Origin of the sequence: Enterococcus sp. AZ163, from assembly GCF_050498925.1 — a bacterium.
Taxonomy (GTDB): Bacteria; Bacillota; Bacilli; order Lactobacillales; family Enterococcaceae; genus Enterococcus_A; species Enterococcus_A ferrettii.
Map to the genome: position 1 here is coordinate 203,744 of NZ_JBIPAO010000002.1, position 12,169 is coordinate 215,912.

A 12,169-nucleotide genomic window follows, 5' to 3' on the forward strand; every position below is an offset into this window, starting at 1 on the left:
GTAGAGAAATTGAAATAAAAAAATCTTAGAAGTAGACATTCATTGAAAAAGATTTTGCTAGTGAGTAAACCTATCAAGTACGTATACCATAAATTTAGTTGCAACTTCCTTGACAACTATTATCTAAGTTGTCAGAGTTTAGCTGAAATAAGGAGAATTTTAGGAAAATTTTTTAAAGCATCTTATATTCTAGAAAGTACATTACTAGCTTTATATCTATTGAAAATAGAATGTTAAAATCCATCACGGTTATTCTAATTCTTGTGGTAATAAGCGTAATCTTTAGTACGCTAAATATATTTTAAGGGATGGTTAAATGAAAACAGCAGTTTTTTACGGAGTAAAGGACCTACAAATTGAGGAGTGTACGAAACCCAAAGCATCCTCCAATAAGATTTTGATTCGGATTGATGCGTGTGCTATTTGTACATGGGAGCAGCGAGTATACACTGGTGTAAAAAAGGTTGAGTATCCATTTATTGGCGGCCATGAAATTGCAGCCGAGATTGTTGATTTAGGCAGTGAGATTGATACGAAGAATTGGAAGATTGGTGATAAGGTTGTTTTTGGTACGAATTTAGCCTGTGGCAATTGTGAATTTTGCAAAAGCGGTGAAGAGCAAAACTGTTTAGATTTTGATCACAGTAAGCATTTGGAAGGACTCCCTCACAAAGGAATGGGTGGTTTGTCGGAGTATATGCTGGTAGAGCCAAAGCATTTGTTCCATTATTACAATGTGTCCGCAGAAGAAGCAGCGTTAACAGAACCGTTATCTTGTGTAGTTCACAGCTGCGAGACTGCTGATATTCAATATGGAGATTTAGTAGTCGTAATTGGCTGTGGCATTATGGGGCAATTGCACATCGCTTTATCAGTAAAAAGTGGTGCTACTGTTGTAGCCTGTGATCTGAATGAGGAACGTTTGATTTTAGCTAAGGAAAACGGTGCACGTTATACAGTAAATTCGGGTACACAAAATTTAGCCAAGGAGGTAGCTAAAATTTCTCATGGTTTAGGCGCTAATGTTGTTTTTGATACAACACCAATTGCTGATTTGGTTCAGGATTCAGTCGGAGTTGTAGCCAATACTGGACGAGTGATTCTTTATTCTTCCTTCTATCCGGATGAACCAATTGGCTTCAGTCCAGATCAACTGCATAAAGGCGGTTACAGTATTCGTGGAACTGCTAACTCCAATAGTCGAGATTTTATTCGAGCAGCTAAAATGATTAGTGAACGAACAATTGATGTACGACCATTTATTAGTGAAATTGTTACCTTTGATGAAGTAGGGAAGGGCTTTGAGTCAGCAATAAAGGGGGATAAATATCGGGTAGTGGTGAAGTTTTAACTAACTGGATAGTCTGGCTTTTTCCTTAAACTTATGTCGACTTTAAAAAATAAGATATAATCAGATTGACAATAAATCAAGCAAGGCTGTCTGCTTAGAGAATTCTTTAATGGGAGATTTTCTTGTAGGAACAGACAAATAAGGAGGTTTCTTAATGGAAGAATTCATTCCAAAATATAAAAAAATTAGTGACGATATTCAAAATTTGGCCAAGGTTCTGAACGGACAAGGCAAACCATTGCCTAGTGAAAGAAAATTGTCAGATACCTTTAAGGTTAGCCGGACTACTATTAAGAGGGCGCTGGAATCTTTGGAAAAACAAGGAATTGTGACTTATATCGAAGGAAAAGGGTTCATCATTCCAGATCGCGATGTAAAAATCAATTCAAGTATGCATATTTCTGGTTTCTATGAAGATATTGTTTCCAAAAAGAAGAAGATAAGTTCAAAGGTATTAAAGAAAAACATATTGGAAGCCGATAATCAACTTAGTGAAAAGCTTGGGATTAAGGAAAACGACTACGTATTTTATCTTTTACGACTGCGGAGCGTTGACGGCATGGTCTATTCCTTAACTGAAAGTTTTATTCCTTTAGCTCGCTGTCCGGAAATTGTGACTTCTGATTTAACGGACAAATCTTTATGGAAAACCCTAAATGAATTTGGAATTTATCCCGAAATCATCAGTCAAAAAATTAATGCCCGAATGGCGAACTATACAGAAATTCAACATCTGAATATCTCCAATCCGGCGGTGGTTATGGTGGTCAATAATGTGGCCTATTTTGAGGACAAACCGATTGAAATTTCTTATGTATATACGGACGTTTTTTCAACCAATTTAGAATATCGCTTTAACCGGGAATAGAACAGCCTCTCTACTTCTTCGCAGAAAAAGTATCAAGTAACAAGCTAGCTGCGATCCAGATAGTGGAAGAGGCGTTGTAGTGAGAATTAGAATCTTTTTTCTCTAAAAGAATTCTTCAAATACCAAGGAGGAGTACTATGTTAGTAACCTTAAAAGAACTTTTAGCTGATGCAAAAAAGAATAAATACGCCGTAGGAGCATTTAATGTTCCAAATTTGGAAGCCATCAGAGCAGTAATTGAAGCAGCTGAAGAATTGAACTCACCAGTTATTCTACAACATGCTGAAGTCCATGAAGGCTTAGTATCAATAGAAGAAATTGGTCCGTTAATGTTGGATTATGCCCATAAAGCAAAAGTTCCAGTTGCTGTTCATCTAGATCATGGAGCAACTTTTGAAATGTGTGTTAAAGCTATACAAATTGGTTTTACCTCAGTTATGTACGATGCTTCCAGCAAAGAATACGAGGTTAATCGGGATGAAACCAAAGAAATTGTAAAAATTGCTCATGCAGTAGGTGTTTCAGTAGAAGCTGAATTGGGACACATATTCACTTCGGCTGTCGGTGGCGGGGAAGGACGCGGATCAGATTCTAGTGAAGACTATGAAGATTTGGATGATGTGTATACCGATCCTGATTTGGCGAAACATTTTGTAGAGGAAACGGATGTAGATTGTTTAGCGATCGGTTTTGGAACTGTTCATGGGGTATACTTGAAAGAGCCAAAATTGGATCTGGATAGGATTACACTGATCAAAGATAAAGTTGATGTACCTTTCGTAATGCACGGCGGGTCTGGTGTTTCAGAAGAAAATTATAAAATCGCTATCAATAACGGTATTTGTAAAATTAACTACTACACTTACATGAATAAAGCTGCGGGCAACGCGGTAAAGGATTTTCTTGAGAGTAGGGATGCTGAAGCTCCTATTTTCTTTGACGAGATTTCGCTAGCTGCCACAGAGGCAATGAAAAAAAATGCTAAAGACGCCATGGCAATTTTTATGAATCCATAAAAAGGGGATAAATTCATGAGTAAAGTGGTAGCTTCAATCATGTGTGCCGATCAATTGAATTTAGCTAAAGAGTTGAGGTCGTTAAATGAAGCTGGAATTGACTGGCTTCATTGTGATGTTATGGATGGTCAATTTGTGAATAATCTTGCAATGGGGCCTTATGTTCTGGAACCAATTATACAGACCCAACAATTTACGACCGATATTCACTTAGCATGTGTTACTCCAGAAAAATATGTGTCAATGTTTGTGCAAACAAAACCGGATTATATTACTTTTCATATTGAAACGGTGAAGGATCCTAGTAAAATCATTGATCAAATACATGCATCAAATTGTGGAGTAGGAATTGCAGTAAGTCCTGAGACGCCAATTGAATCAATTTTTCCTTTTCTTGATGACCTGGAGTTGGTCTTGATAATGACTGTTAATCCTGGCTTTGCTGGTCAGCCTTTTCAACATCATGTGTTGGATAAAATAGCTAGGTTAAACCAAGAACTTTCTAGTAAAACTACTAGGCCACTAATTGAGGTTGATGGGAACATATATGCTGAAACGGCAAAAGCGATTAGCCAATTTGGGGTAGATCTATATGTAGTGGGAACCTCAGCATTATTTAATAAAAAAACTGGCTCTTACAGGGACAAAGTTCAAGCAATGGAACAATCAATAAATTAGACTGGAGGATTGAGTGTAATTAGACTTGATCCTTTTTTGTCGCAATAAAAGACTAATTATTATTTACAAAATCTTTATATTCCAGTATAATGACCATATTGAATAAAGTGGTCATTACGGTTTTTGAGAAAGCAGGGGTTTTATGCCAAGAGAATTAACACCAGAAGAAAAAGAACTACAAAAGCACCAGTTGTTGCTTGAGGGAAAAGAATTAATCTTTCGATATGGAATAAAAAAAATAAGTGTAGATGATATTGCCAAGGCTGCCGGAATCGCTAAAGGATCATTTTATCACTCGTTCCGTTCAAAGGACGATTTCTTGTACGAGCTGCTTTATCAAATTCATGAGGAAGCTTTCAACCAGGTAAAAATCGGAGTAACCCATTTAAAAGATGCTCCTTCTTCAGAAAAACGATTGCAAATCAAGCAGTTGATTCTAAAGATTTTTCATGACCCGCAAATTGCTTTTTTCATCGAAGCTCATGACGATATTCAAAGTTTTTTAGAACGCCATGACAGAACAACACTAAAAAAAATGGAGGAAATGGAACAGAAGAACTATCGTGAACTATTCAAGCAACTGGGTTTAGAGAATAAACAGCCAGAAATATTACAGAATTATGTGCACATAATTTATTTTGGTGTCAGCCATAAAAAAATTATGATTGAGGATTATCTAGATGCCACAGTTGAGGTTATGTTGGACGGTTTATTAAATTACTTGGAGGTGTGAAAATGAGTATTTTTCAAATCAAAAGTCTCTCTAAAAATTATGGAGAAGGTGAGTCGACAGTTCAGGCACTCAAAAATATTTCAATTGATTTACCTAAGAATAAGTTTATCGTAGTTTTAGGGGAGAGCGGTTCGGGAAAATCGACCTTTTTGAACATGATTGGCTGTATGGATAAGCCCACAACCGGAGAAATTATTTTTGAAGGAACTGATATTACGAAGTTAAACAAAGTTCAAATGACTGATTTTCGTAAAGAAAAGATTGGTTTTGTTTTTCAAAGCTATAATCTTCTGCCGGATCTAAGTGCATTGGAAAATGTTGAATTCTCCACTGAGATTGTTAATCATTCAAGTGAGGAGGCTGAAAAGGCAGTAGCTTCAGTAGGATTAAAAGGACGAATGCATCATTTTCCTGGACAATTATCAGGAGGCGAGCAACAGCGGATTTCCATTGCACGGGCGATCGCTAAAGCTCCTGAAATTCTTTTATGTGATGAGCCAACAGGTGCTCTAGATTTTGAGACGGGTATTCGGATTTTGGAAGTATTAAAGCAGGTCAAGGAGGCTCACAACAGTACGGTCATTTTTATTACCCACAGTAAAGAAATTGCTAAAATTGCTGATGTTGTTTTACGCATGCGCAGCGGAGAAATCATTGAATATATTGAGAATGAAACACCGTTAGCACCGAGTGAGGTGGAATGGTAATGAGAACCTCAATGAAATATATGTTCCGTAAAATGAAAAATCACTTCGGTCAGCAGTTAGGGATGGGGCTGCTGATACTAATTGCTTCACTTTTTTTCTCCACTCTTTTCTCTTTCAAGGACACCTATGAACAGACGACCAAAAATTACTTCGCCAGCTATCACTACGCAGATGTCACGTTACAAGGTAAATTTAAAGACAGTGATATTGCTGCGCTGAAAAATGATCTGAATGCAAGCAATGTTGAAGGTCGTTGGGTTCACGATGTAAAGAAGGATGACCTGACAACTCGTCTAATTTCCCAAACCCGAACTACCAATCAGTTAAAACTAGAAAAAGGCCGCCTTGCCAAAGCAAAAGATGAATGCGCAGTGATTAGTCAATACGCTAGAATGAATAAGACGCAGCTGGGAGATACTCTCATTGCCGGTGATCAAATTTTGAAAGTTGTTGGAATTGTCTCATCGCCTGAATATGTCTACTATGTTCAAAACGCTCGAACAATGATTGCTGACAAGGAAAACTTTGCTATAGCATTTGTTTCTGAAGATTTTTCGCCAGTGTACAATCAAATATTGCTGCGAAATGATCAGCGAATTAGTGAAAAACAGGTAAAAAAAATTGTAGCTTATGAAGCATTTACACGACAGACGGACCAGATCAACTATCAAATGTTTGAGGGAGATTTGGATCAGTTTATTTCCTTTGCGTACATTTTCCCAACTATTTTCTGGCTGCTTTCTTTTGGTATCATTTTTATTCTGCTGCGACGAACTATTTTAAAAGAGCATAAGCAAATTGGTGTTATGAAAGCGTTGGGACGAAACAATTGGGGTATTATCAAAATTTATACTTTCCAGTTTGTTTTAATGGGACTACTTAGTTCAATAGCAGGCTGCTTATTAAGCTTGCCAGTGTCTAAATGGTTGTTGACGATTTTTGCTAGCATGATTGAGGTACCTGATCTGACAGTTGCCTTCAATCCTTTGTATTGGCTAATCACCATCGGAGTTTCAACTATTGGTTGTTGGATATTTAGTATTCTCTCCATGCTCGATATTTTGCGAGAATACCCGTATACATCTATGAGCCCGCGGGTTCCAAAAATCTCAGCCAAACGGCGAAACACAAAAGTGTGGAAATATGTTTCCTTTAATACTCGCTATGCTTTTAAGACAAGCTTACGTAATAAGGGACGCTTTTTTCTGATGATCTTAGGAATAGCGGCTTCGGCAGCATTACTGGTGTTTTCATTCGGCTTTAATGATTCGCTAAAAGAGGTAACAAATCAATATTTTCGTACCTTTGCAAGTTATGACTTAATTATTGAAAGTCAACCTCAGCAGTTAACAGATGACTTGGTGGAGGACACCTTGATTCAAAAAGAGGACAAAGCTTTGCAAATGGTTACCAAAGTAAATGGTGAGGAGTATTCCTTGATTATTCTAGATGGGCAGGTTGATACGCTTGAATTAGCAGATGAAATGCTGCGTGAGGGAATAATTATTCCAGAATACTATGCTGAGAAATGGCAGGTAACGGTAGGAGACACCATAAAAATTGATGACCGATCTGTTAAGGTATCGTGTATCTTACCACTAGGTATGGGATTAAGTATCTTTACTTCCTATGATTATGCTGAGTCAATATTTGATGATCTGCCAAGAGTTTACAATACGTTATACGTACAATCAGACCACCCTGAAAAGCTAGAACAGCATTTGAAAAACCAAAATATGGTATTCACCACAGCTAATAACGATCGCGAAATGTTCCGTTCTCTACTAGACAATATGGGAATTCTAATTATTTTTCTGATTATATGTTCAGTCATTTTAGGGATTACGGTCATTATGTGCATGAACTTGATGAACCTAACAGTACGAGAATTTGAATATATGTTTATGAATATTATGGGATACTCCAAACGACGTATTTTGTCGGCAATTGGAAAAGAGACCCTTTTACAGTTGATTTTAGCTATTCCTCTTGGATTTTTTCTGGGCTATCAGTTGTTGCAGGCCATCAAGGGGGAATTTTCACAAAACACCTTTGCATTGTATCCGATTGTTTCCTTAAAAAGCTACCTGATTTCAGCGACCATTGTTTTTCTAATGGGTAGTACTCGTATCTTGTTGTCTAATCGCTACATTGAGAAGCTGGATATTGTAGAAGGTTTAAAGGTACAAGAAGACTAAATTAGTAAAAGGGGATTCTTTATTTTTGCTTGGTGACAATTTTCATTAGGATAAGCGAATGTTGACAATTATTTATTTGATCATCAGCACGAGAGATTTTTCTTTTTTAATACTATGGGGTGTGTTAACCAAAGTTTTAAATTTGGACAACCCTGATGAAATTGTCTCCAAACCGATTACTTATAAAGAATTGGCAGATGCAATTGTTACAGTCGATACGACTGGATGGGCTGAGTTGTATACTGAAATTGAAAAGCGTATTTGGGATGGCTTTGAATCAATTGCCAAAAGCTGTGAGAACAAGCAGGGAGGGAATGATTTAGTTATGACATATGGGTATACTATTGCCTTTTTCCTTTCCTTAATCGTTTCATCACGACCGATTCGTTTTGATTTGAAAAATGGCAGTATTACCACCGTTTCTTATGACGATGGAAAATTTACTATCCATTCGGTCAATGATGTACATTATATAGAAAATGGCAAAAAAGAGTTAAAAACTAGCTAACGGATAAATACAAAACAGCGAGTACAGTTTAATGTGCTCACTGTTTTTTTATAATTATGTTGACCAAAAATCAAATCAGAAATTCATTAAAAAAAGTTTAAGAAAGTATTTTCCCTCGTTTTTCTACTTCTTCATAATACCACAAAATGAGCTATAATTCAAGATTGTCTTCCCTACCAAACTATGGTATTTAGTCTGTGGAAGGGTAGGGGAAGCAGATGGAGAATTATGAGTTGTCGTTATTTAATCAACAAACTAAGCTTCAGATAGTCCAACAGGTGAATCAGCTATTACAGTTAAACAATCAATCATTTTCGTTAACGACTGTAGATGTTGAAGAAGTATTGGATAATCGTGACCAGGCATTAAAAGATTATCAATTAATCGATTTTAGTTTATCCAACACACTTCATTTTATGGAACAGGCTGCTCAAGAGCGTCGTATGGTAAAAAATGAATATTTGACTATGGTGGAGGTGCTGCAGGAAAGTTTTTATTATTTGCATAGTCTGCAGCCAGCAGAAGATGAAACCCTCTGGGAAAAAATCCAAGAAATCTATGAAAAGTTTGATGGCAACTTAGAATACGTTCAAGGATATATTGAGGATTTTCCAACGCTAAAGGAGGATGACTGAATTGTTTGAGTTAAGCTATTCCAACGATGAGGAATTTCGTCGATTTTTGATTCACAAGGTCCAACAGCGGTTAAGCGGAACAAGAGTGATGCCTGTAGATGAGATCCAAGAAATCCGTGCATCTATTCTATTTGTCATGGATCATGCTGAAAAAGGAAATTCTGTTGTAGAACGCTTTAACAATGGAAAAGAGCTTCTGACAGCAAAGCTGCAGTATACATTTGTCTTGTATCAGCAGCTTGCGAGTGATTATAAAAATTTTGAAATTGAATCAATCAAGGATACTTTGGACGAAATAGGAGGATTTTTCAAATCTTACAATTTAGACTATAGCGCAACTGTTTCGGGGGCAGGACTAATTGATTACCAACTAGCGAACCCAGTTAACGACCTTCAGTATCAAGGCATTGATTTTATTCAGCAGTACTTGACTCGTTTATCATCAGAAAATAAGTTTATAGATTTCATTCCTCCCAGTCAGGTTCGCGAAATCCTGCAGGTCTATACGCAAAGGTTAGGGTTTGATTATCGAAAGGATATTAATAATTTGTATCAATTGATTTTTGATCAATGGATCGCTAAAAAAATAGCAAGATCTTCAACACTTTCCCTTTTGTTAACAGAACCAGAGGCCCAATTTGTTTATAGCATTATTCAGCAAAGGAGCATTCCAGCTGAATTAACGCAATTTTTAGTAGAGCATCCATATCACCAGAAAACCTTTCAGCGCTTTGTTCAACGTGTTCTTTCATTGGATGAACCGGCGTCAATAAAAAATGTTTTGCTGCTGGAGGAGTCTTTGCAATATGAGCTGACATTAATTTCTGCAATGCCAGCAAATGACTTTACTCGAATGCTAGAAACCGTTGAAACGTTAAAAAACCAACAGGATCAGGTACATTTTCTATTGGAGAAAATCACTTCACCTTATGACTTGTTGGATTTTTTAGAACAGGAGTTAGTTTCTCGCGAATGTTGCCTTCAATTATTGAAAGAAGTTTCATTCGAATTAGGTTTGGGATTGTTGCTGCTTGTGAATCAGTATCAGTAGGGGATGCTTAAATCTTGGGATGATGTGCTTTTACTGGAGGGGGATGAGGAGTTAACGATTGAAGGTGTAAAATCATTTGTTCAGCGATTGGAACCACAACAAAGAGTAGAGGTAACTAAAGCTCTACAGCAATTTACAATTGGTGAAAGAGATTTTTCGTAGTATTTTTCAGATTTGAGTATTCGGTTAACATAATAATTTTACTTGAATGCAAGTGGTGTGCGCCACCTTAATTTTTTAATGATTAAGGTAAATCGGAGAATATGTTAAGGATCAAAGCTATCTCAAAGGGTCTGCGGGTGGTAGTTCAAATAGATTGTAATATACAGCATTTTTAGTTTACCATAATAATATTATGGAATTTATCTTAGTATTGCTGTATTGCTAAGATTTTCCGAATTAATCTAAAAAGGGAAAAGTACGAAAAACTAGGAATATAAGGCACAGCTTCGATTCTTTGTTTCAGTCGCTGATAAAATGTCTTTATTTAGAAAAGACAGCTAACTAAATAATCACTGAGCGTTGGATATTTTCGTTCGTTCGCTGCAATAAAGAAGATCCTCTCAGAAAAATGGACAAATCTGGAAATTATCCTTATACTGCACACATGAACAAATTAAATTTACTAAAAATGATTAAAATAAGTGGGACGTCTTTTTTCTTACTGTTGTTCTTAACTTTTGGAGATAGGATGGCATTTGGGGCCGAAGATACATTTGAGCTTTTAAATGATTCGCCCTTCTCACAAGCTAATTTTCCAGTGAATGCTTACGAGAAAAAAATGAAGCGAATGAATTCGGACGATGTCTGGCTAAACAGTCAGTTCTCTGAAACTTTGGACAATCGCTTTTATCAAAAGAGTTTGCAAAATAACAGCATAGTAAATACTCGTCCAGTTTTTCGTCTGGTTAATCAAGATAAGAAACAGACAGTGTATCATATGCTGGCTGATTTTACCTATACAAGGGATATTGAGAAGGTTGAATTTGTCGTTTGGGGTGATCAGAAAAATTTTACTGATCGTCAAAAATATACCGCTGCATTGGACTCAACCTATCAAGTGTGGAAAGCCGATGTTCCCATAAAGAATCACAAATTTGCTGGCTGCTATCAAGTTCTAGTCTTAGCAACTAATAAAAATGGCCGCTGTGACAAGATCGAGTTTGGGGAATTCGAGGTTAAACAACCAACTATTTCAGCAAAACTTGATCCTGCAAGAGTGGACAAAGGACAATTTGACTTATTGATGGAGATAAACAGTGCGGCTGATGTAGAAACAATAGACGTCCCTGTATGGTCCAAAGAGGATAAAAGTGATCTAAAAGTTTATCGGGGGCAGCAAAAATCTTCCACAACTTATAACATACGGATGGATTATGAAGATTTTGATTTTCAAAACGGAATTTATTCTTCTGAAGCTTTTTTCACTAGTCAGAATGGGTTATCTGCTCAAAGTGAGATGAATCAGGTGGAGATTAATTTGATTTTACCAAAGCGTGTACGTGTGCTGCAAGATACGACAATTTATCAAGATCGAGCATTAAATGAGGGAGGCAATAGTCTAGAACGTAACTCGATGCTAAAGGTTGAAGGGATCGTCTATAATGAAGAGCAAAAGATCTTCAAGACTCCAAATGGCTATATTTCTGCAGATAATTTGGAGGTTAGTGAAAAAAGTGAAGATGTTCGTTTTGTCAGCCACAGGGGAAATAGCCGAGTAGCTCCCGAAAATTCTTTACCCGCGTTTCAGCAGGCCACTACATGGGGCGTTGAGACAGATGTTAGGCTGACTAAAGATCGGCAGTGGGTTATCATGCATGATGATAGTGTGGACCGAATGACCAATGGCAGTGGACTGATTAGTGAGCTAACTTTAGCGGATATTAATCAGCTGAGAATTGATAACGGCAGAAATGTCGAAAGCTATGATCAAGGCCAACTAATCGTTCCCACATTAGAAGACTATCTGGCTACAATACAGTATTACCAGAGAGTTCCTTTGATTGATTTGAAGCCAACTGATTTAACAGCCGAAGACTATGATAGTCTAGCTTACCTAATTGATACTTATGGTTTCGGGGAAAATGGCATGGTGATTTCTTTTGATTACCGTCATTTGCAGGAAATAAAGCAGCGGTTGCCAAATATCCATGTACAGTTATTAAGTGACGAACTAAATGAACAATTGATTGCTGATGTTTATCATTTAGGAAACAATGCTGGATTAGATATTAGATACGATAGTATTATTTCTCAGGTTGATTTAGTAACACAGGCCCAATCTCTCGGTTTAAAAATAAACGCCTGGACAATTCCCAAAAAAGAATGGAAGCAAGCTGAAAAAATCGGTGTGGATTTTATTACTGCCAAAACTGGACCAAAAAACTCTGGATAGTGAACGATCGTTTTGAGAATCGGAACTCA

Annotated in this window: 12 protein-coding genes; all 12 read left to right on the forward strand. The window is 36.9% G+C overall.

Translation table 11 applies throughout. The features are described 5' to 3' along the window. The first annotated feature begins 316 nt into the window (after positions 1-316). The 12 genes from IGI46_RS19455 to IGI46_RS19510 all read left to right on the forward strand — a co-directional run bounded on the left by IGI46_RS19455 (position 317) and on the right by IGI46_RS19510 (position 12,140). A complete protein-coding gene (locus tag IGI46_RS19455; protein ID WP_429965094.1) occupies positions 317-1,351 on the forward strand; it encodes a zinc-dependent alcohol dehydrogenase in 1,035 nt (344 codons plus the stop codon). A 154-nt stretch (positions 1,352-1,505) separates the two neighbouring features. Further along, positions 1,506-2,219 (forward strand): GntR family transcriptional regulator, encoded by a 714-nt coding sequence (locus IGI46_RS19460; protein ID WP_207703240.1) that lies wholly within the window; start codon positions 1,506-1,508, stop codon positions 2,217-2,219. 137 nt (positions 2,220-2,356) lie between these two features. After that, positions 2,357-3,235, forward strand: a complete 879-nt coding sequence (locus IGI46_RS19465) for a class II fructose-bisphosphate aldolase (protein ID WP_429974079.1) — start codon at positions 2,357-2,359, stop codon at positions 3,233-3,235. 15 nt (positions 3,236-3,250) lie between these two features. Then, positions 3,251-3,913, forward strand: coding sequence for a ribulose-phosphate 3-epimerase (locus IGI46_RS19470; protein WP_429974080.1), 663 nt, complete (start codon positions 3,251-3,253; stop codon positions 3,911-3,913). A gap of 142 nt (positions 3,914-4,055) precedes the next feature. Then, complete coding sequence (locus IGI46_RS19475; RefSeq protein ID WP_429974081.1) at positions 4,056-4,646, forward strand: TetR/AcrR family transcriptional regulator; 591 nt, start codon at positions 4,056-4,058, stop codon at positions 4,644-4,646. A 2-nt stretch (positions 4,647-4,648) separates the two neighbouring features. Then, the gene (locus IGI46_RS19480; RefSeq protein ID WP_429965090.1) at positions 4,649-5,353 is read left to right on the forward strand and encodes an ABC transporter ATP-binding protein; all 705 of its coding nucleotides are present in this window, start codon (positions 4,649-4,651) and stop codon (positions 5,351-5,353) included. Next, the gene (locus IGI46_RS19485) at positions 5,353-7,551 is read left to right on the forward strand and encodes an ABC transporter permease (RefSeq protein ID WP_429974082.1); all 2,199 of its coding nucleotides are present in this window, start codon (positions 5,353-5,355) and stop codon (positions 7,549-7,551) included. Before IGI46_RS19480 ends, IGI46_RS19485 begins: the two co-directional genes overlap by 1 nt. Positions 7,552-7,609: 58 nt before the next feature. Then, positions 7,610-8,059, forward strand: coding sequence for a histidine phosphatase family protein (locus tag IGI46_RS19490; protein WP_429974083.1), 450 nt, complete (start codon positions 7,610-7,612; stop codon positions 8,057-8,059). A gap of 218 nt (positions 8,060-8,277) precedes the next feature. Further along, the gene (locus IGI46_RS19495) at positions 8,278-8,694 is read left to right on the forward strand and encodes a DUF6323 family protein (protein WP_429974085.1); all 417 of its coding nucleotides are present in this window, start codon (positions 8,278-8,280) and stop codon (positions 8,692-8,694) included. Next, positions 8,687-9,745, forward strand: a complete 1,059-nt coding sequence (locus IGI46_RS19500; RefSeq protein ID WP_429974086.1) for a DUF6179 domain-containing protein — start codon at positions 8,687-8,689, stop codon at positions 9,743-9,745. The genes IGI46_RS19495 and IGI46_RS19500 overlap by 8 nt, the downstream gene beginning before the upstream one ends. Positions 9,746-9,748: 3 nt before the next feature. Then, on the forward strand, positions 9,749-9,907 hold the full coding sequence (locus IGI46_RS19505) for a hypothetical protein (RefSeq protein ID WP_429974087.1): 159 nt from the start codon (positions 9,749-9,751) through the stop codon (positions 9,905-9,907). Between the two features lie 529 nt (positions 9,908-10,436). Further along, complete coding sequence (locus IGI46_RS19510; protein ID WP_429965085.1) at positions 10,437-12,140, forward strand: glycerophosphodiester phosphodiesterase family protein; 1,704 nt, start codon at positions 10,437-10,439, stop codon at positions 12,138-12,140. The last annotated feature ends 29 nt before the right edge of the window (positions 12,141-12,169 follow it).